General features: G+C 70.9%; 16 protein-coding genes and 1 pseudogene. 14 read left to right on the top strand and 3 right to left on the bottom strand.

Annotated elements, in window-relative coordinates:
• Positions 1-21: 21 nt before the first annotated feature.
• From ACH47X_RS26160 to ACH47X_RS26145, 4 genes are all read left to right on the top strand, one after another.
• Positions 22-519, top strand: a complete 498-nt coding sequence (locus ACH47X_RS26160) for a hypothetical protein (protein ID WP_397408265.1) — start codon at positions 22-24, stop codon at positions 517-519.
• A gap of 65 nt (positions 520-584) precedes the next feature.
• On the top strand, positions 585-1,934 hold the full coding sequence (locus ACH47X_RS26155; protein WP_397408263.1) for a S1 family peptidase: 1,350 nt from the start codon (positions 585-587) through the stop codon (positions 1,932-1,934).
• Between the two features lie 83 nt (positions 1,935-2,017).
• A complete protein-coding gene (locus ACH47X_RS26150; RefSeq protein ID WP_397408261.1) occupies positions 2,018-4,159 on the top strand; it encodes a trypsin-like serine protease in 2,142 nt (713 codons plus the stop codon).
• A gap of 215 nt (positions 4,160-4,374) precedes the next feature.
• Positions 4,375-6,759 (top strand): glycosyltransferase family protein, encoded by a 2,385-nt coding sequence (locus tag ACH47X_RS26145; RefSeq protein WP_397408259.1) that lies wholly within the window; start codon positions 4,375-4,377, stop codon positions 6,757-6,759.
• A 67-nt stretch (positions 6,760-6,826) separates the two neighbouring features.
• Here ACH47X_RS26145 and ACH47X_RS26140 read toward each other — a convergent pair whose 3' ends face one another.
• Entirely contained in the window at positions 6,827-9,391 is a 2,565-nt protein-coding gene (locus ACH47X_RS26140; protein ID WP_397408258.1) for a glycosyltransferase, read from the bottom strand.
• Between the two features lie 305 nt (positions 9,392-9,696).
• On the opposite strand from ACH47X_RS26140, the gene ACH47X_RS26135 reads away from it, so the two are divergent.
• The 7 genes from ACH47X_RS26135 to ACH47X_RS26105 all read left to right on the top strand — a co-directional run bounded on the left by ACH47X_RS26135 (position 9,697) and on the right by ACH47X_RS26105 (position 20,575).
• A complete protein-coding gene (locus ACH47X_RS26135) occupies positions 9,697-10,956 on the top strand; it encodes a nucleotide sugar dehydrogenase (RefSeq protein WP_397408256.1) in 1,260 nt (419 codons plus the stop codon).
• A gap of 113 nt (positions 10,957-11,069) precedes the next feature.
• Positions 11,070-11,450 carry a hypothetical protein gene (locus ACH47X_RS26130; RefSeq protein WP_397408254.1) on the top strand — a complete coding sequence of 127 codons (381 nt, stop codon included), beginning with the start codon at positions 11,070-11,072 and terminating at the stop codon, positions 11,448-11,450.
• Between the two features lie 57 nt (positions 11,451-11,507).
• Positions 11,508-12,998: a phosphomannomutase/phosphoglucomutase gene (locus tag ACH47X_RS26125; protein ID WP_397408252.1), complete on the top strand. Its 1,491-nt coding sequence runs from the start codon at positions 11,508-11,510 to the stop codon at positions 12,996-12,998.
• Positions 12,995-13,195 carry a Trm112 family protein gene (locus ACH47X_RS26120; RefSeq protein ID WP_020017717.1) on the top strand — a complete coding sequence of 67 codons (201 nt, stop codon included), beginning with the start codon at positions 12,995-12,997 and terminating at the stop codon, positions 13,193-13,195. Before ACH47X_RS26125 ends, ACH47X_RS26120 begins: the two co-directional genes overlap by 4 nt.
• 67 nt (positions 13,196-13,262) lie before the next feature.
• Positions 13,263-15,677 carry a glycosyltransferase family protein gene (locus ACH47X_RS26115; RefSeq protein WP_397408250.1) on the top strand — a complete coding sequence of 805 codons (2,415 nt, stop codon included), beginning with the start codon at positions 13,263-13,265 and terminating at the stop codon, positions 15,675-15,677.
• Between the two features lie 137 nt (positions 15,678-15,814).
• Positions 15,815-18,172: a glycosyltransferase gene (locus ACH47X_RS26110; RefSeq protein ID WP_397408248.1), complete on the top strand. Its 2,358-nt coding sequence runs from the start codon at positions 15,815-15,817 to the stop codon at positions 18,170-18,172.
• Positions 18,173-18,223: 51 nt separating this feature from the next.
• Positions 18,224-20,575, top strand: coding sequence for a glycosyltransferase (locus tag ACH47X_RS26105; protein WP_397408246.1), 2,352 nt, complete (start codon positions 18,224-18,226; stop codon positions 20,573-20,575).
• 66 nt (positions 20,576-20,641) lie between these two features.
• On the opposite strand, the gene ACH47X_RS26100 is transcribed toward ACH47X_RS26105, so the two are convergent.
• A complete protein-coding gene (locus ACH47X_RS26100) occupies positions 20,642-21,694 on the bottom strand; it encodes a hypothetical protein (RefSeq protein ID WP_397408244.1) in 1,053 nt (350 codons plus the stop codon).
• Between the two features lie 158 nt (positions 21,695-21,852).
• Here ACH47X_RS26100 and ACH47X_RS26095 point away from each other — a divergent pair, with 158 nt between their 5' ends.
• From ACH47X_RS26095 to ACH47X_RS26085, 3 genes are all read left to right on the top strand, one after another.
• Positions 21,853-22,893 (top strand): hypothetical protein, encoded by a 1,041-nt coding sequence (locus ACH47X_RS26095; protein WP_397408242.1) that lies wholly within the window; start codon positions 21,853-21,855, stop codon positions 22,891-22,893.
• A gap of 117 nt (positions 22,894-23,010) precedes the next feature.
• The gene (locus tag ACH47X_RS26090; RefSeq protein ID WP_397408240.1) at positions 23,011-23,973 is read left to right on the top strand and encodes a glycosyltransferase family 2 protein; all 963 of its coding nucleotides are present in this window, start codon (positions 23,011-23,013) and stop codon (positions 23,971-23,973) included.
• 1 nt (position 23,974) lies between these two features.
• Positions 23,975-25,387: a polysialyltransferase family glycosyltransferase gene (locus tag ACH47X_RS26085; protein WP_397408238.1), complete on the top strand. Its 1,413-nt coding sequence runs from the start codon at positions 23,975-23,977 to the stop codon at positions 25,385-25,387.
• 70 nt (positions 25,388-25,457) lie between these two features.
• Here the strand turns inward: ACH47X_RS26085 and ACH47X_RS26080 are convergent.
• Positions 25,458-25,682: pseudogene (locus tag ACH47X_RS26080) on the bottom strand (UDP-glucose 6-dehydrogenase); the annotation flags it as partial.

Below are 25,682 nucleotides of genomic sequence, written 5' to 3'. Positions count from 1 at the left end.
CGAGACATGCGACGAGTCTTGATGGTCGTGACGGGTTTGGTGCTCGGGACTGCCGCCACTGTGGCCGGGCTGGCGACGCTGGCACCCGCGGGTGCGGTTCAGCCCGCTGCAGTCCCGGCCGAGGTAGCAGCGGACGAGCTGCCGCCGTTCGCGGTGGAGGACTTTGACTACCCCGGTGCTGACCAGATCCTGGAGGAGCAGGGTTTCCTGCTCAAGCGGGGTGACGGTCACATCGTGCTGGCGGACTGCACGGGGGACAACCTGCTGGAGGTCGGTGTCCGGGGCCTGTCCAGCCCCTACGTCTGCTTCCGGGTCACCGGGGATGAGGGGTATCTGACGCTCGAGCTGCCGCGCGCGTACTCGGTGTCGACCAATGACTACGCCACGACGGAGATCACCACGAACGAAGCCGGCGTGACGAACGAGTACGAGTTCGGGCCCAACGAGTTGTTCCGAGGAATCGGCGAGGGTGCCGGGGGCGCCGAGGCGATGCTGCTCGAGATCCGGGTCAGCCGATGACTGGCTCATCTCACTCGGCTGCACTCAGCGGGTGGCAGAAGGCTTGCCTGGTCGGGGTCCCGCTTGTGGTCTCGTTCCTGGTTGTTGCTCCATTGGCCGCTCCGGCAGCGTCGGGTGCTGTTGGTGTTCCGGACGACTCCGCAAACGGCTTCGTCGCTCGTCTCGACATCGGCGAGGGCCAGCGCTCCTGCTCGGGTGCACTGGTTGCGCCCTCATGGGTGCTGACAGCCGCGAGCTGCTTTGTCGAGGATCCCGCGGTCGAGCTGGAGGTGCCCGCGGGGCCGCCCGAGCTGGCGACGACCGCGACGATCGGCCGTGCGGACCTGACGACGAACACCGGACAGGTGCGCGAGGTCGTCGCGCTGGTACCTCACAGCGAGAGGGACCTGGTGTTGCTCCAACTCGACGGCGCCGTCACTGGTGTTGCCCCGGTCATGATTGCCGAGAACGTCCCGATGGCGGGCGAGCAGTTGCAGGCGTCCGGCTTCGGTCGCACCGCCACAGAGTGGTCTCCCCTGCGGCGGCACGCTGGTGCGTTCACCGTCGACTCGGTGGCCGCCGGCGATGTCGCGATCACCGGGATCGGCGATGCGGCGATCTGTGCTGGCGACACTGGTGGGCCGCTACTGCGCCCGACGGCAGGCGGCGTCGAGCTGGTGGCGATCGGCAGCCGATCCTGGCAGGGCGGCTGTTTCGGCGTGGATCCGACTGAGACACGCACGGGTGCGGTCGGCAGCCGCGTGGACGATGTCCGTGACTGGGCTGAGGTCGAGATCGGTGACTATCTGACGGCTCGCAACCTGGTGCAGGCCACGGTCGCTGACTTGCTGGGCCGGCCGGCGACGGCCGAGGAGATCGCCGAGTGGGCACCGGTCGTGCTTGCGGAGGGCGGGCGCCCACTTGCCGCCTGGGTGGAGACGTCGACGGAGTACCGGGAGCGACGAATCATCGATGCGTTCCGGACGACCCTTGATCGCGACCCGGGCGAGACCCAGCTGAACCGCCTCGTCGGCGAGGTGGCGAACGGCAGGAGCATCGACCTGATCAAACCTGCCCTGGTCTGGTCTGATCCGTACTTCGATTATGTGGGCGGGACGAACGAGGCATTTGTCATCGCCGCCTACGAGGACATCGCTGGTCGCACGCTGCCGGATACGACGGTCGATGCCCTGGTCGGACGGGTCGAGGCCGAGGGGCGCCAGGCCGTCGCCGAGTACCTGTGGACGACTCCGACCGTGGTCGGTAATCGCGTCGAAGCAACGTACGAGCTCTTCATCGGGAAGCCGCCCACGGAGGAGTGGGCGGCGCCCCGTGTGGAGCGCATCATCGCCGATCCCGGCAAGGGAGAGGTTGACCTGCGCAGTTATCTCGTTGCTTCTCCCGGCTACGCACTTGTAGCAGATCGGCGGTTCTAGAGATGAACATGGGGTCTGGACCGCCAACGCGCTGGCTGAGTACACCTGTGGCGCTGCTGCTTGCGCTCTCGGTCGGAGCACCGGTGGCCGGCGCGGTCGTAGGGTCTCCCTCTGTCGGGGAGCAGACATTCACGGCGCGGCTGGACATCGGTGACGGCCAGCGGGCCTGCACGGGTGCGCTCGTCGACCCGGAGTGGATCCTCACCGCGGCGAGCTGTTTCGTCGAGGACCTCGCCGTCGGTATTCCCGTCGCGGCCGGCAAGCCCGCCCTGGAGACCACGGCGACGATCGGCCGGATCGATCTCACCGGCACGGCTGGCCAGGTGCGGCGGGTCGTTGAGCTCGTGCCGCACGAGACGCGTGACCTTGTGCTCGCGCGGCTGGGCGTTCCGGTCACCGGCATCGTGCCCGCGACGGTCGGCGCGACGACGCCGGCGGTGGCCGATCAAGTCCAGGTACCCGGGTACGGCAGGACCGCCACCGAGTGGTCACCGCTCCAGCGTCACTCCGGCAACTTCACCGTCGACCAGGTCACCGGCAGCGACATCGGCATCGCGGGCCAGGCGGGTGCGGTCCTCTGCGCCGGCGACTCCGGTGCCCCCGCCTTGCGATCGGGCGGTTCTGGCACAGAGTTGGTCGCGGTTGTCAGCCGATCCTGGCAGCGTGGCTGCTTCGGCAGCGACCCTACCGAGACTCGCACGGGCGCCGTCATGACGGCGGTGGGTGACGTGCGTGACTGGGTCACCGCGACCGCCACGCGCGGTGAGCTGGTCGACCTCAACTGCGACGGTATCCGCGACGTCGCCATCGGCGACCCGGACGCCACGGTGAACGGCCTCGCGCAGGCCGGTCTGGTGCGGGTGATCTACGGCGGCAACAAGGGCGTCGCGGAGATCACACAGAACTCACCCAGCATCTTTGACGATGCCGAGGCAGGCGATCGGTTCGGGTACGGTATCGCCACGTACGACCGCGATCTGGACGGCTGCACGGACCTCGTCATCAGCGCCCCGTGGGAGACACGCGGCGAGAATGCGGCCGCGGGGCTGGTCCATGTCACGCACGGACATCCGGACGGGTTGCTCGCTGCCGGAGCGACACCTGGTACCGCTTTTCGACAGGGTTCTGGCGTCGGTGCCATCCGGGACGCCCTCGAGCAGGCCAACGAGCGAATGGGCTTCTCCGTTGCGGCCGGCCGGACCGACGGCGGCAAGCCGTACGTCCTGATCGGCGTGCCCGGCAAGAACTTCGGCACGACGTTCGACGCGGGCATCGCCTATTACGTGCAGTCGGAGGAGTTCCCTGCCGGCGCCGAGCCCGTCGAGTCCGCGATCATCCTCCGACAGGGTGTTGGCGGCCTGCGCGGCGGTGGAGAGGCTTACGACGAGTTCGGCTACTCCGTCGCCGCCGACGGCCGGTACATGGCCATCGGCGTACCTGGTGAGGGGGGCGGGACCGATGGCGAGGCAAACGCCGGTCTGGTCTCGGTGATCCGTCACCCGGAGAACGGCGCGTACAGCGAGATCGCCGCGTTGCACCAGGACCTCGCCGACGTCTCCGCGACGTCTGAGGAGGGTGACAGGTTCGGTGAGTCGGTGGATGTCGCACAGTTCCGCCGCGAGGGCGCCACGGACAACAGCTCGCTCCTCGCTGTCGGCGTCCCGGGCGAAGCGGTGGGGACTCTCGCTGCCGCGGGGCGCGTCGTGACCTTCGAGCTCACGCCGAGCAGCGCCTGGGCGGAGGTCACGTCGCTCCGCCAGGCCCGGCCCGGCAGTCCGGTGATGGATGGCGAGCCCGCCGCAGACGACCGCTTTGGGGCCGCAGTCTCCGTCGTCAACCGCACGCCGGGGGGTGTGGCCACCAACACCTCACTGCTCGTGGCGGCCGGTACGCCGGGTGACACCTCGGGGGCAGCCGGCGCGGCACGGGGCGGTTCGGTCTCCGTCGTCTCGGCGCTCGGTGGGGCGGCCGGTTTCCAGGCGCTGATCCATCCCGGCGACGTGCTGCCGGGTACCCCGCAGGCTGGGGATTCGACGGGTAACGCGCTCCTCGGCTCGAGCACGCACTTGTACGTCGGTCAGCCGGGTGGTGGTAGCTACGGCAGGGTCTACGGCGTGCCCCTGACCACTCTCGTCGACGGGGGTGCGGACCCGGTGGTGACCTACCAGCCCGGCACGTCGGGCCTACCCGCTGTCGGCGCGGCCTTCGGGAGCGCCATCGGCTGACACAAGCTCGCACCGAATCGGGGTGCCCCGACCGCTGGAAGCCGGCAGTCGGGGCACCTCGTGCTTCGGCCAGGGACGGGGAGCCGCCCGCGGAAGCACGTCGTCCGTCCAACTCCCCACCGCTACGCTGACGCCGTGGCTCTAGACCTCACCAGGCTCATCACGACCCTCGCGGATGGCCTTGGCCAGACGGCTCACCGCCGAGGGGCGGACCGATGAGCACCCCCGTAACCAAGACAGCCGTACTGACGGTCCTCCGTTCGGGCCTGTTCGACGCCGAGTGGTACGAGGCCCAGGCAGGCACCGCGTTCGAGACCCCCGCGGCCGCGGCACGGCACTACCTCGAACACGGCAGGATGTCGGGGTGGTGGCCCCACCCGCTCTTCGACCCTCAGTACTTCCGGCCCCAGCGGTGGGACCGCGACAAGACCGATCCGCTCGCCACCTATCTCAAAGGGGCGGACAACGCCTGGGAGGCCGCGACGTCGCCGCTCTTCCAGCCGGCGTCTCCCGGCGACCTGGACGGCGCCGAGCGCAGCCCGCTGCTGGCCTTCGTGGAGGACGACGGCCCTGGTGCAGCCCTGCCGTTGACGCGCGACGCCGGCTGGTTGCGTGACGGGGTGACACTGACCGACGTCCGCGAGGCGCTCCGGTCGGAGCTGCGCGAGCTGAGCGAACTGCGCGAGCTGGGCGATGACACGACGTGGGACGGCCCTCCGGCAGCCGACACCGTGAGCGGTCTCATCAGCGTGGTGGTAGTGGACTGCGGCACCACGGCCGACGTCACCTCCGTGCTCGACGGGATCGCTCAGGCCGCTCGCTCGGGGGACGACCAGCCCGCACAGCCCGTCGAGGTGCTGTTGGTCGCCCCCGCCGAACGTCGTCAGGCCGTGGTCGGGCTGGCACTGGCTCGTCTCGCCCGGGACGAGGTCCGGGTCGTGCCGGCACCTGCCGACCAGAGCGTCTCCGCGGCGGTCGAAGCAGCCACCCAGGAGGCCCGGGGCGAGCACGTGCTGCTGATGTCGGCGCGGCACACCTTCCGGGAGGGAACGTTGCGCGACTGGCTGGTCGCGCTCACGGAGTCCGGCGCCGCTGCCGTGCACCCCGTGGTGCTGGACGGTGACCTGTTGATCGGCGACGCGGGGGTGGCCTATCCGCCGCACGGGACGGACCCGGTGCCGTTCCTCGGTGGTGTGCACCCGGACAGCGTGCCGTGGCCTGCCCGGTTCCCGGTGCCGGGTGCCCCGGCACCGCTGCTCGCTCGTACGGCCTCCGTGCGAGCCGTGCGGGGGCAGGGCGGGCCACGCGCTCTGTGGGCCGACATCGACCTGTCGCAGCGGCTCGCCGCGCACGAGGGGCGCCCGGTCGTGGTGGCCGCTGACCTCGTCGCCGGCCGTTCTGCTCGGGGTGGGTTCGACGACACCGCCGGGCGGGAGGCCGACCTGTTCGCGTTCCGTGCCGCGTGGCGCCGCGTGCCGTCGGGCTCCGCGGACCTGTTCGGGACCTTCGGCCTCGCCCCTGTGTTCACCGGGCTGGCTGCGCTCACCGTGCCGGACCAGCCGAAGTCCTGGACGCGTGCGATGTGGCTGTCCGCGCCGGGCGGTGCGGACCTCACGCCCGGCGGCGCATCCGCGGACCTCGAGGTACGTGAAGCGCCCCCTGCGCTGCGCTGGGCGATCAAGACGGCGATGCCGGCCGACGAGCGCGCCCGCCAGTGGGGCGACTTCCACTTCGCCGGATCGCTTGCCGCCGCCCTGCGCGGTCTCGGCCAGCAGGTGGTCGTCGACTACGGGCCGAACGACGGCCGCGAGACGTCCTACCGCGACGACGTGGTCCTCATGCTCCGCGGGCTGCGCGCCGCGCAGCTGCCCGCCGACGTGACGGGCGTCCTGTGGGTCATCAGCCACCCCGACCAGGTCACCGCCCGCGAGCTCGCGGGCTACGACCTCCGGTACGCCGCGAGCCTGACCTGGTCGCGTGACACCTCGGCCCGGTGGGGTCTCCCGGTGCGGCCGCTGCTGCAGTGCACCGACTCGAGCCGGTTCTACATCGACGACGAGCCGGTCGAGGAGGTCGTCGGCAAGGCCGTGCTGGTGGGCAACTCGAGGGGCAAGGCCCGCCCGGTGGCTGTGCACGCGGTGGCCTCGGGCACACCGGTCGCGGTCTACGGGTCGCGCTGGGAGAAGTTCCTCCCGTCCGAGGTGATCGCCGGTACGTACGTCCCGAACGAGATAGCACGTCGCTACTACCGCTCGGCGGCCTGGGCGCTGAACGACCACTGGCCCGACATGCGCGACCTCGGCTTCATCTCGAACCGCGTCTTCGACGTCCTCGCGTCGGGCGGGCGGCTGCTGACCGACGACGTCCACGGCCTTGACGAGCTCTTCCGTCCGGTGTGGCCGAAACGGGGCCTTGCCCGGTTCACGACGCCCGAGGAGCTGCACTCCGTTCTTGCCGAGGGTAGCGACGCCTGGTACGACGACGCGGCGCTGCATGCGCTGTCCGAGCATGTCCGGACCGAGCACGGGTTCGGCGCGCGCGCAGCGGTGCTGCTCGAGGACGTGCTCGCCCACCGGGCGGGAGCGGTCTTCAGCCGCTGATACCTGCGCGGGCGGGCGAACGGGTGAGCGGCTCTCGCCGCTCACCCGGCGCCCAACTGCGGTCAGGTCACGATGTGGGCCGATGAGGCCGGAGGCCGGGGGCCGCAGCCGTTGGTGCGCGGCCGGTCCGGGTTCCGCCCGGGAGCAGGCTGGTCACCAGCCTGACGAACCGGCCCGCGTCGTGGTGTGCGTCGATGTGACGCGCGGCCGCGTGCACCAGCTCCGAGCGCTCCGCGGGATGCGCCTCCAGGTGCCGGATCAGCGCCAGGACATCTCCGGGGGTGGCATATGTGGCGGCCTCGCCGTAGAACGGGCGGAAACGTTCCGGGACGATCGCGACGCTGCCGGCGGCCATGGCGCGGGTCAGATACGCCGGGGGTTGCCGGACCGTGTCGGCCGGGAAGCACGGGACGTAGTCGAGCTGCTGGAGCATCTGGCGCTGCGAGAGGTCCCCGTTCCGGTAGATCAGCCACTCGGTCGGTGGCCGGAGTGCGGGGGCCTGGCCCACGGTCCTCGGTGCGTGCTCGACCGCCCCGAGCAGCCGGACGTCCACGTCGTCCGCGACAGGGTACGCGGCGAGAAAGTCCTCGTCGGACGTCGGCCAGAGGTCGGCGCCCTCGAAGGACGCGAACCCGACGGTCGGCTGCCCGGACGGCGTGCGTCGCCGGCGAGCCGCCCACAGGTGCGGAAGCACGGGATCGACGGCGTCGACGTCGTGCACCACCAGCCCGGGTACGTCCGCGAGCTCTGCCCGGACGTCGGGGCCTGCCGGGATCCAGGCGGGCGCCGAGCCGAACAGGTCCAGGGCCGCCGCCGTGACGTCCCGTGCGGACCAGAGCGCGCCGCTCGTCGACTCGGCCCCACCGCGGTGGGCGAGGATCGCCACCCTGCCGGCGTCGAGAGACTGGGGTTCGATGGTCGGAAGCTGGAGGACCGCGGGGTCGTGGATCAGCAGCAGATCCGTGTGCACGTCGTCGGTCGGCAGGACGTGGACCACGGTGCCGTCCTCGATGAGCCGGCGGAACTCGGGCGACAGCGGCTGCGAGGTGGCGACCGGTCGGCCGACGAGCTCCATCTGCATGATCCCGACCCGTACGCCCTGCTCGACCAGCGTGACGAGCTCGTCGTACAGCGGCACCGCGGTGTGCGAGTCGCCGCGGAAGTCGCCGGCCAGGACCACGTCCAGGTCGGGTGTCTCGACGGGGATGCCCGTGTCCTTGGTGAACCTCTGCGGCGCCCGGAACGTCCGTCGTGCCGGGTCGGCCGAGACGAACGGGTCGGCACCGGCCCGGATCTGCTGGTGCCACGCCTTGAAGGCCTCCGCGTACTCCTTGCGTGACGGGTGGACCCAGCTGGCGCGGAAGTCCCCGCGGGAGAGCGAACCCGACGTCAGCCGGACGAAGGCGAGCTGGTCCCTGAGCAGGACCTGCCTGCCGGGGAGCGCCGCGGTGAGCCGTTCGAGGAACTCCGTGTCGGCGCTCTTGCGCACGGGGTCGAACCCACCGACCCGTTCGACCGCCGACCAGGAGAACATCAGCGACGACGCGTTCTTGCGGCTCGTCGGCATCCCCAGGTGCTGGAAGCCGAGATCCTCCGTGCACCGGATGGACCGGCTCATCGTCGAGTGCACCCCGCTGTCCTCCAGCAGCGGCTGCACCTGACGCGCGATCCGTTCGGGGTGTGACCAGTCGTCGGAGTCCTGGAACGTGATGAACTGGCCCCGCGCCTCGCGCAACGCGCGGTTCCTCGCGGCGTAGGTCCCGCGGTTCTGCGGCTGGACGAGGACCCGGACCCGTTCGTCGAGGCCGGCCACGTCGCCGAGGACGCCGTCGAACTCGGGCCCCGAGGCGTCGTCCAGCACGAGCAGCTCGAGGTTGCCCCAGGTCTGGTCGAGGATGGACTGCACGGCCGAGAAGATCTCCGGGCCGGGGCGGAACGCGGACATCACCACGGTGACCAGGGGTCCGTCCTCGGTCCCGCTGGGACCGGGAGCGGCGAGAGCGTCGAAGGGTGTCGCGCCGGCACGGGTCAGACGTACGGGGCGCACGCCCCAGCGCCCCACGAGACCGTCCAGCGTGCGGTTCCACTCCTCGCTGCCCACACCGTGCCGGGCTGCGGCCAGGTCGATCTCGAGCGTCAGTCGGTCGTCCTCACGGATCTCCTGGAGCGCGGCGAGCTCGGACTCCAGCTCGTCGAACGCGCCCGTGAGCTGGAGCAGCTGCAGGTAGAGCCGTGTCTCGTCGGGACGCCACGTCGTGCTCGGTGCCAGACGTCTGGCGACCCGGTACATGCGCGCGGCGTCGGCGAGGTCCTCGGGGGCGAGATTCTGGTAGCCGACGGTCATCGCGAGCGCACGCCACCAGCCGGGACGCTTGCGCCCGAAACGTGCGGCATCGCTCACGGAGGCGCGCGCGACGTCCCGGAGCTCCTCGTAGGTCAGGTCGGGTGCGATACCGGCGGCTATGACCCGCCGGAACGAGTCGGACCGTGTCCGCCCCGCGGTGTACGCCATTGCGCGGAGGTGGTCGCGGCGCTTGGTGATCTGTCTGGCCAGGCCGCGCGCGACGTCGGTGTCGACGCGTCGGATACCGGCGCTCGTGGATTCAGCGGCAGAAGATGCTGCGGTCGTCAAGGGGGTTCCCTTCAGAGGTGCCTGCGGGACCGACGCCTCAGGCGGCCTCATCTTCACTGTTCGGAACGGAACCTGACAACTTGCCCGGAAGCGCGGAGCGCCGGGTGGTGAATTCGTGGGTGAAATTTTTCGACCTCGGCCCGCGCCCTGACCTGAGATCTCCCCACGGACCACGCCAGCAGGCTCCGGAGCGCGCGATCCGGGGCCCGAAAGCGCCATAGGATGCTCGGGCCGTGATCCGCTCGCCCCAACGTCGGACCGCGAGTCCCCAGGTCGCACGGCTCCGAACATGAGAGGCATGCGGTATGTCGATGTTGGTCGTCGTGGGGCTCGGGTACGTGGGTCTCCCGTTGGTGCAGGCCGCCGTTCGCGCCGGGTACGAGGTGGTTGGCCTGGACGTGAACGAGCGGGTCGTCGCCGACCTCAACGCCGGCCTGTCCCACGTGGACGATCTGTCCGACGACGCGATCGCGGAGCTGCTCGCGGACGGTTTCAGAGCCTCGGCCGACGAGGCCGTGATCCAGACGGCCGACGTCGTGGTCGTGTGCGTGCCGACGCCGCTGTCCCCGGACGGCGGACCTGACCTCGGTGCCGTGACGGGCGCGACGCACGCCATCGCGCGCAACCTCCGGACGGGCACGCTCGTGGTCCTCGAGTCCACCACCTACCCGGGCACCACCGAAGAGGTGGTCCAGCCCATCCTGGAGTCGGTCAGCGGACTCCGGGCCGGCACCGACTTCCACCTGGCGTTCTCCCCGGAGCGCATCGACCCGGGCAACCCGGTCTACGGGATGCACAACACCCCCAAGGTGGTGGGCGGCTCCACCGCGGAGGCCTCAACGCTTGCCGCGGACTTCTACGGGAAGTTCGTGGAGACCGTGGTCGTCGCCAAGGGCACGCGGGAGGCCGAGGCCGCCAAGCTCCTGGAGAACACCTACCGCCACATCAACATCGCGCTGGTGAACGAGATGGCCCGGTTCTGCCACGAGCTGGGGATCGACCTGTGGGACGTGATCGGGCTGGCCAAGACCAAGCCCTTCGGGTTCCAGGCGTTCTACCCCGGTCCCGGTGTGGGCGGGCACTGCATCCCGATCGACCCGAACTACCTGAGCCACAACGTGCGGTCCCGCCTCGGTTACCCGTTCCGCTTCGTGGAGCTCGCCCAGGAGATCAACGCGACGATGCCCGCCTACGTGGCCCGTCGGATCCAGGACGTGCTCAACGAGGACAGCAAGTCGCTGCGCGGGTCCACGGTCCTGCTGCTCGGCGTCACCTACAAGCCCGACATCGCCGACCAGCGCGAGTCGCCGGCGCGCCCCCTCGGCGAGGCGCTTCTCGCCCAGGGCGCGCACCTGGCCTTCCACGATCCGGCGGTCGAGGAGTGGCGGCTCGGGTCGACGTCGCTGCCCCGGGTCGCGGACCTGGACCGAGCGGTGGCCGACGCCGACCTGGTGGTGCTCGTACAGAACCATCGTTCGTACGACGTCGATGCCCTGGCGCAGGCGTCCAAGCGATTCTTCGACACGCGTGGCGCGGCGACGGGCCACAAGGTGCACCGCCTGTGACCGGTCGCGTCGCGTAGCCGGCTCGTCCTTCCTGGTCCTCGGCTCGTGCCGCTCGACGGCGAGAGGCGACGGGGGCCGTGTCCATCCAGCAGAACCTCTGAAGGGGATAGTTCATGCGTCGTCCGCCCGTATTCACCCTGGTGCTTGCCGCACTCGTCCTGGCAGGTGTGGTCGCGGCCGTCGCGGCGGCCGTCGAAGGCTCCGTCGCCCTGGTGGCGACCGGTGTCGGCCTCGCCCTCCTCGCCGCGGCGGCGTACCTGATGGACAGGCGTTCCCGTGCGGGCCGCCGATCACTCGAGCTGCAGCTGAAGCAAGGCCTCGAAGGGGTCCTGCACGACCTGACCGAGGTCGCCTCACGTCAGGGCCTGGCCGACGTCACGGAACGGCTGGACCGCCTGGACGCCCGAGTCGACACGGCGCAGCGGCGTCTCGTCGCGGCGACCGATGCGGCCCGTCAGGAGCTGGCGGAGCACCAGTCCCGGGTGAGCGGCTGACCGTGTCAGCGGTGCCGTACCTCCGTCGGCGGCCCCGGCGCCGCGTAGGCTGACCGCGTGGCAACAGACCTCTCCCAGATCATCAAGGCGTACGACGTCCGAGGTACTGTCCCGGACCAGCTCTCACCGCAGGTCGCGCGTGCGATCGGCCGGGCCTTCGCCCGCGTCGTCGTGCTGGCCGGAGCGGGCACCGGGCCGGCTGACGCCGACGCCTCGCCCGCCGTCGTGGTGGGCCACGACATGCGGGACTCCGGCCCCGAGCTCGTGGAGGCGTTCGCCGCGGGGCTGACCGCCGAGGGCGTGGACGTGACGCGCATCGGGCTGTGCTCCACCGACGGGCTGTACCACGCCTCGGGTGCGCTCGACCTGCCGGGCGCGATGTTCACCGCCAGCCACAACCCCGCCGCCTACAACGGGATCAAGCTGTGCCGCGCGGGTGCGCGGCCCGTCGGCGAGGCCAGCGGCCTCGCCGACATCCGTGAGGTCGCCCAGGCGATCCTGGACGACGACGAAGCCGGCGCGGCGCCGGCCGTGCCGTCCGGCACCAGGACGGGAACCGTGACCGACCGCGACACCCTCACCGACTACGCCACCTTCCTGCGCGGCCTCGTCGACCTGTCGGGGCTGCGTCCGCTCAAGGTCGTGGTCGACGCCGGGAACGGCATGGGCGGGTACACCGTCCCCGCCGTGCTCGGCGAGGCAGCGGGCCTGCCGGCGCTGCCTCTGGAGATCGTGCCGCTGTACTTCGAGCTGGACGGGACCTTCCCCAACCACGAGGCGAACCCGCTCGAGCCGGCGAACCTCGTGGACCTGCAGACCGCCGTCGTGGCGAACGAGGCCGATCTGGGGCTCGCCTTCGACGGGGACGCCGACCGCTGCTTCGTGGTGGACGAGCGCGGGGTGGCCGTCTCGCCGTCGGCCGTCACCGCCCTGGTGGGACTCCGCGAGGTGGAGAAGGAACATGCCGCCGGCCGCACGCCCACGGTGATCCACAACCTGATCACCTCCCGGGCCGTGCCCGACCTCCTGTCGGCGGCGCGGGCCGAGGTCGTCCGCACCCGCGTGGGCCACTCCTTCATCAAGGCGGAGATGGCCGAGCGGGACGCGGTGTTCGGCGGCGAGCACTCCGCCCACTACTACTTCCGGGACTTCTTCTTCGCCGACACCGGCATGCTCGCCGCGATGCACGTGCTCGCCGCTCTCGGCGGTCAGCAGCACCCGCTCTCGGCGCTCGCCGGTATGTACGAGCCGTACGTCGCCTCCGGCGAGATCAACTCGACCGTGTCCGATGCCGCCGCGGCGACCCAGCGGGTGCTGGACGCCTACCAGGCCGCGTACCCGGGGATCGTCGTCGACCGGCTCGACGGGGTTACCGTGTCCCACTGGGACGACCACCCCCAGTGGTGGTTCAACCTTCGGGCCTCGAACACCGAGCCGCTGCTGCGGCTCAACGTCGAGGCCGCCGACGAGGACATCATGGTCAAGGTGCGCGACGACGTCCTGTCGCTGGTGCGTGCCGAGGCCGACGACGCAGGAGGAGCAGCATGAGCACCGACCCGACCGTCCAGCTGGAACCGTGGGTGCGGCAGATCCTGCGCTGCCCCGTGACGGGCGCGGAGCTGGTGGACGCGACCGGGCCGGACGGCGAGCCGGAGCTGCACTCGACCGATCCGGACCGGCCGCTGGCCTACCCGGTCCGGGACGGGATCCCGGTGCTGCTGGAGTCGGACGCGCGGGCGCTGTGAGGTCCCGGGCGTAGGCGTCGGGAGGGGGCCTTCACACCGGACCCGGGTGTCCGACTAGGCTTGCCGCGTGGTCCAACCCCCAGAAGGTCCAGCGACGTCGTCCGAGGTGGAGCAGGACTCGGCGGCACCCGAAGAGGAGTCTCCGGCCGGCACCGACGCCGAGCGGATACTCGCCTCGGGCGTGTTCGACGTGGAGTGGTACCAGTACCAGGCGGGCCGGACCTTCGCGGACCCGGCAGAGGCGGTCGGCGACTACGTCTCGGAGGGTAGGAAGGCGGGACGGTCCCCGCACCCGCTGTTCTTCCCGTCCCGCTTCGACCCCAGGCGGTGGAGCCGCAGCGAGACCGACCCGCTGGTCACCTACCTCGAGGGTGCGAGCGGCGCCTGGGAGAGGTCGACGTCGCCGCTCTTCGACCCGGCACCCGCCGACGGTTCGCGGCGGCCCGACCGGGCCCCGCTGGAGTCGTTGCTCCAGGACGGCGACCCGGAGACCCTGCCGCTGGCGCCCGACGGAGGCTGGCTGCGTGCCGGGGTCACCCTCCCCGACGTGCGCGACGCCCTGCGGGCGCAGGTGACCGAGCCGGCCGACGACGCGGCGGCGTCCTGGCAGGACGGCCCGGCCGTCGACACCGTGCCGGGGCTGATCAGCGTCGTGGTCACCGACTGCACCTCGACCTCGGACGTGCTCGCCGCCCTCGGGGCCATCGACCCGGTGGCGCGGGCCACGGAGTCCCGGCCCGAGCAGCCCGTCGAGGTCGTCCTCCTCGTGCCCGGCGGTCGCCGGCCCTCGGTCGGGCTGGCCCTGGCCCGTCTGGCCCGCTGGGACGTGCGGGTCGTGCCGGTGCGCGCCCGGGCGGGGACCATCGCCGCCGTCACCGCGGCGGTGCACGGCTCCCGCGGCGAGCACACGCTCGTGCTGTCCGCGCGGAACGGGTTCAGGGAAGGGACGCTCGCCGACTGGCGTGCGGCGCTCTCCGAGTCGGGCGCCGCCGTCGTGCACCCGCTCGTGCTCAACAGCCGGCACCTGGTCCGCGACGCCGGTATCGCCTACCCGCCCTACGGGAAGGACCCGGTCCCCTTCCTGGGCGGCATGCACCCGGACAGCATCGACTGGCCCGCGCCCTGGTTCACCGTGCCGGGAGCACCGGTCCCGCTGCTGGCCCGCACCGAGTCCGTGCGCGCGGCACTGGGCGAGGGCAGGTCCGGCGACCTGTGGGCCGACGTCAGCCTGTCCCAGCACGTCGCCGCGCAGGAGGGGCGCCCTGTCGTCGTCGTACCGGGCCTGGTCGGGACACAGTCCTCCGGGACCGTCGTGTTCGACGGCTCGGCCCAGCCGGAGGAAGACCTCCTGGCGTTCCAGAAGTCCTGGCCGCGGGTGCCGTCCGGGTCGGCCGACCTCTACCGGTCCTTCGGCCTCGCCCCGGTCTTCCTGGGCGTCTCGGCGCTGAGCGCCCCCGAGCGGCAGCGGTCCTGGACCCGGGCGCTCTGGCTCCCGGCCGACGGATCTGCGCCGGGCAGGGCCCAGGTCGTGGAGGCTCCGCCGGCACTGCGCTGGGCGATCAAGACCGCGGCCCCGTCCGCGGATCGTGCGCGCCAGTGGGGCGACTTCCACTTCGCGAACTCGCTGGCGGACGCGCTGCGCTCGCTCGGTCAGCGTGCCGTCGTCGACTACCGGTCCAACGACGCCCGGTTCAGCTCGTACGCGGACGACGTCGTCCTGACGCTGCGCGGGCTGTTCGCGGTGACGCTGCCCACGAACGTGACCAGTGTCGCGTGGGTCATCAGCCACCCCGACGAGGTGACGGCGCGCGAGCTCGGGACCTACGACCTCCGGTACGCGGCGAGCCACAGCTGGGCACGGGGCGTCTCGTCGAGGTGGGACCTGCCGGTCCGGCCGTTGCTGCAGTGCACCGACCCGAACCGCTTCTACATCGACGACGAGCCGGTTCCCGAGGTCGTCGGCAAGGCGCTGTTCGTGGGCAACTCGCGGGGCGAGGCCCGGCCCGTGGTCATGCACGCCGCGGCCTCCGGCACGCCGCTCGCCGTCTACGGCGAGCAGTGGGAGGAGTTCCTGCCGCCCGAGGCGGTCGCCGGGACGTACGTGCCCAACGAGATCCTCCGCCGCTACTACCGTTCGGCGGCCTGGGCGCTCAACGACCACTGGGGCGACATGCGTGACCTCGGCTTCGTCTCCAACCGGGTGTTCGACGTCCTCGCCTCGGGCGGCCGGCTGCTCACCGACGAGGTCGAAGGGCTCGACGAGATCACCCGGACCGTCCTCCCGGAGCGCGGCCTGGCGCGCTTCAGCTCCGCCGAGGACCTGAGCGCGGTGCTCGCAGAGCCGAGCGAGGCCTGGTACGACGAGACGTCGTTGCGCGCGCTGTCCGACTACGTCCGCAAGGAGCACAGCTTCGGCGCGCGAGCCCAGATCCTGCTCGAGGACGTGCTGGCCCACCGCGCCGCTGCGAGCGTCGGTACGTGACGACGTAGGCTGAGGGAACGGCAGAGCACACCTCTCGCCCGTCTGGTGCCGGCCGGCGCCGGCGATTCATGCGGCAGGTGCCCGTGCCACTAGGATTGCCGCGATTTGCGCCCCCGCACCCACCCTCGGAGACCTCATTGACCACGCCACCGCTCGTCTCGATCGTTCTTCCGGTCCACAACGACGAGACCTGGATCGGGAACGCGATCGAGAGCTGTCTGCGTCAGTCGGTGGAGCAGTTCGAGGTCATCTGCGTGGACGACGCCTCGACGGACGGCACGAGCGCGGTCATCGCGCGCTACCAGGCCCAGGACGAGCGCGTCCGGCTGATCCGGCTGGAGCAGAACGGCTCGGCGTTCCAGGGACGACGGGCCGGCATCACGGCGGCGCAGGGCGAGTACATCCTCTTCCTGGACGGTGACGACGAGTTCGCCCCGGACGCCGTCGAGAAGGCATCCGCGAAGGCGCAGGCGACGGACGCCGACCTGGTCGGCTTCGGCGTCGAGGTCATCAACCCGGACGGGCAGAAGGTCGGCGGCTACCAGAAGCGCCTGGCACCGATCCACCAGTCGCTCAGCGGCGACGAGGTCTTCAACGGGCTCTTTCCTGTCGGTAGGGCGGCCCAGGGGCAGCTGTGGCGCTACCTCTTCCGGACCTCGCTGCTCCGCGAGGTCTACGAGATGCTCCCGGCCGACCTGGTGCTCCCGCGCGTCAACGACCTCCCGATCATGTTCCTCGCGGCGGCACGCGCCCGAAAGTACGTGTCGATCCAGGACCGGCTCTACCGGTACTACTTCCGCCGTGGGGGGAGCGGGCACGCGGTCGCGGACGTCGGCCGGTTCGCCTTCTACATGGGTGCGATCGACTCCGTCGAGGTCATCCGCCCGGCGCTCGAGTCCCTGCTGGGGACCCGGAAGGACCCTGACGAGCTGATCCGGAGCTACGAGTCGGCGCGGCTGTCGATCATCGCGAACGTGATCGGGTTCCTGCAGAAGAACATGAGCAGCGACCTGCACGGGGCCTGCCTGGACCTGCTGCACACCCGGGTGCCGCAGCCCGACGTCGTGCTCGCGGCGGTGACCCACACCCCGGAGGTCCTCCCCGTCCTCGCGACGTCGGGCACCCGGATCGAGGCGGGTGAGCGCCCGGTCAAGAGCGTGCTGCTGACCACCAAGACACTGACGACCGGCGGCGTCTCCGGCGTTCTCCTCTCGCAGGCGCACTTCCTCCTGGAGGCCGGGTACAAGGTCACGGTCGTCGCGCACCGCAAGGACAGCGTGCTCGACGGCCTGCCCGAGGGCGCGAAGTTCATCGAGATGAAGGGCAAGGGCCTGCCCGCCCGCGTCGAGGAGTGGGCGCAGATCTGCCGGGACGAGGCGGTCGACGTCATCATCGACCAGCAGATCCTCTACAGCCGGCAGTGGCCGTCCTACGCCCTGATGGCGCGCGCCCTGGGTGTGCCCACGATCGGGTGGATCCACAACTTCGGCCTGCGGCCGTTCTACGACCAGAACGACCTGACGTCGTTCCTGACGGACCACCTGAACGCGCTCGCGACCACGGTCACGCTGTCTCCGCTCGACGTCGCCTACTGGAAGCTCCGCGGCATCGAGCACACGGTCTACCTCCCGAACCCGCCGTCGCCGCTGCTGATCGAGTCGGCCGGCGCGGAGGTCACGAAGAGCGCGCCCGAGGGACGGATCGAGCTCGTCTGGTGGGGGCGCCTGGACGCACGCACCAAGAAGCCGGTCGAGCTGCTCCTCATGGCTCAGGAGCTGCGCCGGCTCTCGGTCGACTTCGAGCTGACGGTCATCGGACCGGACTGGAAGGACTACACCGTCGCGGACCTCGCCGCCGAGGTGGAGAAGAAGGGCCTGTCCGACCACGTCAAGGTGGTCGGGCCGCGCCGTGGTGAGGAGCTGATCCGGTCGATCGACGCGGCGCACCTCTTCGTGACGACGAGCATCATCGAGGGCTACCAGCTGACGCTCGCGGAAGCTCAGATCCGTGGTCTGCCCGTGGTCATGTACGAGCTGCCGTGGCTGGTGCCCGTCCAGGACAACGAGGGCATCGTCGCCGTCCGCCAGGGCGACGCGGTAGGGCTCGCCCGGGAGGTCGCGGCCCTCGCGGAGGACCGCGAGCGGTACGAGAGGTACTCGCAGGCGTCGGTCAAGGCCGCCGAGCGGATGACCTCGTACGACATGTCGAGCCTGTACCAGCAGCTGCTCCTCGGCGGGCTGCCCGCCGAGTTCTCGCCGGAGCCGACCCTCGACGACGCCCGGCAGATCCTCGACTGGACCGTCTTCTACGCGGAGACCAGCTTCGCGGAGAAGGCGGAGAAGCCGCGCGGGCGGAGGGCGCGCCGGGCCGCGGCGGCGACGACGAGCTTGCCGGCGAAGAAGAAGGTCTCGCTGGCGCGCAGGGTCGCGAGGCGGAGCATCCGGACCTTCCCCGCGCTCGAGCCGGTGTTCCGACGCGTGCAGAAGGCGCTGTAAGTCTAGGATTGCCGCGATGTGCGCGTCCGCCCTCCAGCGTCGGAGACCTCATTGCATTCGCCACCGCTCGTCTCGATCGTCCTTTCGGTCCACAACGACGAGACCTGGATCGCGAATGCGATCGAGAGCTGTCTGCGTCAGTCGGTGGAGCAGTTCGAGGTCATCTGCGTGGACGACGCCTCCACCGACGGAACGAGCGCAGTCATCGAGGGCTTCCGGTCCCGGGACGAACGCATCCGGCTGATCCGGCTCGAACGCAACGGCTCGGCGTTCCAAGGGCGGCGGGTCGGCATCATGGCGGCGCGGGGCGAGTACGTCCTCTTCCTGGACGGTGACGACGAACTCGCCCCGGACGCGGTCGAGAAGGCGTCCGCGAAGGCACGCGCGACGAAGGCCGACCTGGTCGGCTTCGGGGTCGCGGTCTTCAACCCGGACGGGCAGAAGGTGGGCGGCTACCAGAGGCGCCTTGCGCCGATCCATCGCTCGCTCAGCGGCGACGACGTGTTCAGCGGACTCTTCCCCGTCGGCAGGGCTGCCCAGGGGCAGCTCTGGCGCTATCTCTTCCGGACCTCGCTGCTCCGCGAGGTCCACCATATGCTCCCGGCCGACCTGGTGCTCCCACGGGTCAACGACCTCCCGGTGATCTTCCTCGCGGCGGCTCTCGCCCGGAAGTACGTGTCGATCCAGGACCGGCTCTACCAGTACTACTTCCGCCGTGGGGGCAGCGGGCACGCCGTCGCCGACGTCGGCCAGTTCGCGTACTACCTGGGCGCGATCGATGCCGCCGAGGTCATCCGACCAGCGCTCGACTCTCTGACGGTGACCCGGAAGGACCCGACCGAGCTGATCCGGAGCTACGAGTCGGCCCGGTTGTCGATGATCGCGAACGCGATCGGGTTCCTGCAGAAGAACATGAGCAGCGACCTGCGCGAGGCCTGCCTCGACCTGCTGCACTCCCGCGTGTCGCAGGCCGACGTCGTGCTCGCGGCGGTGACGCATACCCCGGAGGTCCTCTCGGTCCTCGCGGCGTCGGGCACCCGGATCGAGGCGGGTGCGCGCCCCGTGCGGAGCGTGCTGCTGAGCACCAAGACGCTGACGACCGGCGGCGTCTCCGGTGTACTTCTCTCGCAGGCGCACTTCCTGCTGGAGGCCGGGTACCGGGTCACGATCGTCGCGCACCGCAAGGACAGCGCGCTCGACGGCCTGCCCGAGGGCGCGAAGTTCATCGAGATGAAGGGCAAGGGCCTGCCCGCGCGGGTGGAGGAGTGGGCGCAGATCTGCCGGGACGAGGCGGTCGACGTCATCATCGACCAGCAGATCCTCTACAGCCGGCAGTGGCCGTCCTACGCCCTGATGGCGCGCGCCCTGGGTGTGCCCACGATCGGGTGGATCCACACCTTCGGGCTCCGCCCGTTCTACGACCAGAACGACCTGACGTCGTTCCTGACGGACCACCTGAACGCGCTCGCGACCACGGTCACGCTGTCCCCGCTCGACGTCGCCTACTGGAAGCTCCGCGGCATCGAGCACACGGTGTACCTCCCGAACCCGCCGTCGCCGCTGCTGATCGAGTCGGCCGGCGGGGAGGTGACGAAGGAGGCGCCTGAGGGACGGATCGAGCTCGTCTGGTGGGGGCGCCTGGACGAGCGCATCAAGAAACCGGTCGAGCTGCTTGCCGTGGCGGAGGAGCTCTGTGAGCGGTCGGTCGACTTCGAGCTGACGGTCATCGGGCCGGGCTGGCAGGACTACACCGTGGCGGACCTCGTCGCCGAGGTGGAGAAGAGGGGACTGGGCGACCACGTCAAGGTCGTCGGGCCGCGCCGTGGTGAGGAGCTGATCCGGTCGATCGACGCGGCGCACCTCTTCGTGACGACGAGCATCATCGAGGGCTACCAGCTGACGCTCGCAGAGGCTCAGATCCGTGGTCTGCCCGTGGTCATGTACGAGCTGCCGTGGCTGGTGCCCGTCCAGGACAACGAGGGCATCGTCGCCGTCCGCCAGGGCGACGCCGCGGGGCTCGCCCGGGAGGTCGCGGCCCTCGCCGACGACAGCGAGCGATACCTCCGGTGCTCGCGCGCGTCGGTCAAGGCCGCCGCGCGGATGACCTCGTACGACATGTCGAGCCTGTACCAGCAGCTGCTCCAGGGCCGCCTGCCCGCCGAGTTCTCGCCGGAGCCGACGCCCGACGACGCCCGGCAGATCCTCGACTGGACCGTCTTCTACGCGGAGACCAGCTTCGCGGACAGTGCGGCGGAGCCGCCCGGCACCGAGCCGGCCAGGAAGACTTCCTTGGTGCGTCGTGTCGCGAGGCGCAGCATCCGGACCTTCCCCGCGCTCGAACCAGTCCTCCGGCAAGTGCGGAAGGCGCTGCGAGCGGGCCTGGGACGTGCGGACTCCTGGTAGGAGTGAGCTGGTCGAGGCCAGCTTCCTACCAGGAGTCGAGCGGCGGCCGCCCGATCCGTCAGGAGGTCAGAGGACGGCGTCCATGGCCTTGTGGATCCGCTCCTGCAGGTCCGTGAGCGTGGCCCGGGCGGTGTCGATGCCTGACACCAGGCTTGAGCGGCGGTCCACGACCTGCGGGCCGAGCTGCGCGAGCTCGTCGTACCGGCCGGTGAGCTCGCCGAGACCCGCGGAGTCGAGCAGACGCTTGATCTTCTCCGGGTCGGCGGCCGACCCGAGCGGGTAGGCACCCTCCGACGCACCGATGATCAGCCCGTGCGCGCGGTCGCTGATCACCGCGAGCGACCGGCGGTACACGTCGCGGACGTGGTCGTCGAGGTCGCGGTGGCTGGTGCTGGCCGCCACGAGGTACTTGCCGCCGAGCTCCTCGGCGACGCGCACGGCGCGGGGAGCGTCGCGGGCGACCTGGGCGACGGTGACGATCTCGGTCGACGTCTGCTCGGCGAGAGCGCGGACCGCGTCGAACCACGAGGCCTCCGGCCACGGCCGGTCGTAGCGCAGCGTGATCGGCAGCAGCGGGCGCTCGGACTCCGGGGCCCACTGGGACGTCGGCGTGCCCATCGAGTAGGCCCAGTCCGGCGCGACGTCGCCGAACCCGGCGGCGTCCCGCGACGGCCGGTCGCGCCAGGACACGATCGCCGCGTCCTGCAGCACCTGGTGGAACGTGACCGCCTCCGCCGCGACCTGGGGCGACCGGATGCCGATCCCGGCGACGATGACCGCGCCGCCGGCGTTGACCGCCTGCTGCAGGCCGGCGACGCGGCTGCGCTTGGGGTATGTGCCGGCGCGCGGGTTGATCTCGCCTGCCTCGAAGAGGTGGACGGGGCGGACAGCGGCCCGCGAGGCGGCGCCCCACTTCGACGCCTTGGTGTAGACGCGGTCCTCGGGCTTCAGGGGAAGACCGGAGACGTAGTCCGAGGTCTTGTTCTCCAGGAGCACGTGGAAGCGGCGGCCCTCGCCTCGGGCGGCGAGAAGAAAGCCTGCTCGCAGCGCAGAGTCGCCGAGATTGTCGTCCTGCCCACCGAGGTTGACGAAGACATCTTGGACAAGGTTCGAGTTCACGGTGGGGGATCCTATTATCGGAGTCGCGTTGCCGGCGGTCGATCAGGGCTGACGTGCACAGAGGGCTGGTGTGTGCCCGGTCTGTGTGGACCGCTGAGGCCCGTCGTCGTGACTGCGGACCTGTGCACAGCCAGGGTCCACGTTGGTATCGTAGCCTGGTGCCGAATGTTACTCATCCCGCTGCAGATCCCGCCGCCGAGCGCGATCAGCGCGACCAGATCGTGGTCTTCGCATCTCAGCGCCAGCCGTACCACATCGTCTCCTACATCGACCAGATCGTCGGGAACGAGGCCACCCCGGGCGTCGAGTTCCGCTACTTCGAGGGCAAGCTTCCGCACGCCGACATGGACGTGGTCCATCTGCACCGGTCGAGCGTGCTGCTCGGCAAGGGAAGCCGGTGGAAGCGCCTCGCGAAGATGGCCGACTTCGTGCTGCAGGCCAAGCGCCGCAAGATCGCCGTGGTGCGGACCATCAGCGGCGCGGACGCCACGGGCCAGGGCGGCCGCCTGCGTCAGGCCGCGAACCGGCTGCTCGACCAGGTGACGACGTCGTACATCGTGCTGGACGAGACGACGCGTGCCCCGAAGGGGCGCCCCGTCACGCTCATCCCGCACGCGCACTACCGGGAGCGGTTCCTGGGCTACCCCCGCTCCGAGCAGGTGCCCGGTCGTCTGCTCCGCATCTCGCCCAACCTGCCCAAGGGTGTCGCTCCGGCGCTCGATAGCTTCTTCTCCACCGAGACGCCCGGGCTCTCGCTGCGCGTCGTCGGCAAGCCGGCGTCCGGGGCGTACATCGGGCTCAAGGGGATGGCCGCTCGCGACCCGGAGAAGATCACGCTGCTCCTCGAGACCGTCTCCGAGGGCACGACCGTGCAGGAGATCGGCGCGGCCGAGCTGGTCCTGGTCCCCAAGGTGGCCGAGATCGAGGACATGCACGTGCTGTACATGGCGCTGTCGCTCGACCGCCCTGTCCTCGTGCCCGCCGGCGACCTGACGCGGCGTCTCGCCAAGAAGGTCGGCGCCGGGTGGATCAGCCTCTACGAGGGCCCGCTCACCGCCGAGACGATCGACTCCACGGTGGCGAGCCTGCGCGCGACACCGCCGTCGGGCAGCCCGCAGCTCGACGCGCCTGACCTGGAGGAGACGGTGAAGATGTATGCCAAGGTCTTCCAGGACGCGGCAGCCGCCAGCCGCCGCTGACGAAGGGTTCGGTCTGGACGTCGCGGCGGTCCTGAGGACGACAGGGACCGCCGAGGTCGGTGTGATCGGTGTGCTCCGGTAGATTTCCCCCGGAAACCACGAGCCAGGACGGAAACCTTGACCACGCTGAGCATCATCGTGCCGGTCTACGACGCGGCCACGTTCCTGCCCAACTGCCTCGCGACGATCAGGGCGAACCGGCGCGATGACTACCAGTTCATCCTGATCGACGACCACTCCTCGGACGAGACGCCCGAGATCATCGAGCGTGCGGTGCGGGACATGCCCTGGCTGACGACCCTGCGCAACCCGGAGAACTACGGGGTGGCCAAGTCCAGGAACATCGCACTGACGCATGCCGAGGGCAGGTACCTCACCTATCTCGACGCCGACGACTGGTACCACGTGGGGCACCTGGACCGGACCCTGGCCGCGTTGCAGCGGCTGGACGTCGACTTCGTCCGGACCGATCACGTGCGGGTCGACCAGATGACGCGCGTGATCGAGCGGGCGCCCGAGGAGCGTCGGGACGTCGTGCTCGACCCGAGGTCGCAGATCGGCGCGCCGGGCTACCGGACCGTCGTCGACTACCCGTTCCTGTGGGCGGGGATGTACGACAGGGAACGGATCGACCCCGCGCTGTTCGCCTTCGACGAGTCGTTGCGGACGGCCGCCGACAGGCCGTGGTTCTGGCGGCTGCACCTGAACACGGAGTCCACGGCCGTGGTGGACCTGAACGGTTACTTCTACCGCAAGGACGCCAACCCCACGGCGCTCACCCAGGCGGGGAACGCGAGCACGCTGCACTTCCTGGACGCCTATGCCGGCATCCGCGACCTGGCGGTCGGCTCGGGCAACGCCGGGTACGTGGACAAGGCGGCGTACGGCGCGCTGCGGATCGTCGAGTTCCACGTGTCGCGCCGCGCCAGGCTGTCCCACGAGCTGCAGCGCGAGCTCTACCACCGGTCGTCGGCGTTCCTGAACTCGTTCCCGCCGGAGTCCGTGCGCACCGCGTTGCGGCACTTCGACCTGTCCAAGCGGATCGTGCTCGGGAAGATCCTGCGAATCGAGGCCGACTGACATGGACCAGCTCTTCGTAGCCCCCACCTTCGCGGCGGCCGCCGCCATGGCGGCCGCCGTCGACGCCGGCCTGTACGCCGACGCCGGCACGAAGGTGCTGATGACGACCAGCAACTCACCGATCCCGGAGCTCGGGGGAGGCCTGGCGGAGCAGCCCGGTTTCGGCGAGCTCGCCCGGCGCTTCGACCGGGTGGTGTCCCTCAACGAGACCATCTACCCGCAGCACCCGTGCTCGTGGAGCCCGGCGGAGGACGTCGAGCGGTGGCACCGGATCCTCACGGCGGCGGTGGGCCTGCGCGAGCCGTTCGGGATCACGCTCCAGTCGTTGCCGGCCAAGCCGTCGACCTCGCTCCTGCGCGTCTTCCCCGAGGGCCCGGTCGACGTCGTCTCCGACGGGCTGGCGGACTACGGCCCGCTGCCGACGCCGGTGCCCCGGCAGGTCGCGCCCCGCCTGCGCCGGCTGCTCCACCTGGACCTGGCGGGCGGCCTGGTCCCGGTGCTCCCGCGCGAGCACGAGGTGGCCGACGTGGTCCTGTCCTCGGCGGGGTACCGGGACGTCGTGGCGGAGCACGGGAAGGCGGCGGCGTCCGGGTCGCCGGGCGAGAAGCGGGCCGACGCGATCGTGCTCGGGCAGGACCTGAGCACGTCCGGGCCGCTGTCACCCGAGGAGGAACAGGAGCTGCACGAGAAGTTCCTCCGGGTGGCCGCAGGACTCGGCCACCGGCAGGTCGTGCTCACCCCGCGCCCGAGCGCGCTCCCGGCGTTCGCGCACCGGCTCCCGGACCTGGCCGACGAGCTCGGCCTGCGGCTGCGGGTGCTCGACGACCCGGTGCCCGCGGAGGTGCTGTACGACAGGCTGCGGCCCGCCGCCGTGATCGGGTGCTTCTCGGCCGAGCTGTCGACGGCGGTCGAGGTCTACGGCACGGCCGGGTACGCCGTCGGGGTCGACGAGGTGCTGGAGCGGCTGCCGAAGCCGCAGGACAGCAGCCGCGTCCCGTTGGCGATCACCGACGTCCGCCTGAACCACGTGGACGTCGCGTCGGACGGCGCCCTGGTCGAGCGCGGTCCCGTCGAGATCGACCTGCAGCTGCTGGTGGACGAGATCGCGCACGCGATGCGCCGCCCGGGTGCCGCATCGGGTGACCGGAAGCGGCTGCTCGCCGAGCACCCTTGGACCGCGAAGTTCTTCCCGGAAGCCGGCGACGTCGCCGGCCGGGCGGCCGTGGTGCCCGTGCCGCAGGCCGGCGCGCCGGGCGACGACCAGCGGCACGCGGATGCTCGTGCGGTGGCCCGGAAGGTCAGGAGCCGGCTCCGGCGCGACGCGGGCCGACTCGTCCGCCAGGCGTCCCGGCGGTCGGGCGCGGTACGCAGGGCGAAGGCGGTCGCGCAGGCGGTCATGTTCCGGCCGCACTGATCGCGGCCGACCCGAGCCTGTCCGGAGGATCGAACGGGTGAGGCCCGCCGTCGGCGGGCCTCACCGATGATCAGTCGCGCCCGTAGATGTCGCGGGTGTAGACCTTGTCGGCGACGTCGTCGAGGGCCTCGGTACGCCGGTTGGCGATGATGACGTCCGCACGGGCCTTGAAGTGGTCGAGGTCGCGGACGACCTCGGAGCTGTAGAACTCGTCGTCCTCCAGGCTGGGCTCGTACACGATGACCTCGACGCCCTTGGCCTTGATGCGCTTCATGATGCCCTGGATCGAGGAGGC

Source organism: Promicromonospora kroppenstedtii (genome assembly GCF_044389675.1).
Lineage (GTDB): Bacteria > Actinomycetota > Actinomycetes > Actinomycetales > Cellulomonadaceae > Promicromonospora > Promicromonospora kroppenstedtii.
This window is presented reverse-complemented; position numbering and strand designations above follow the sequence as displayed.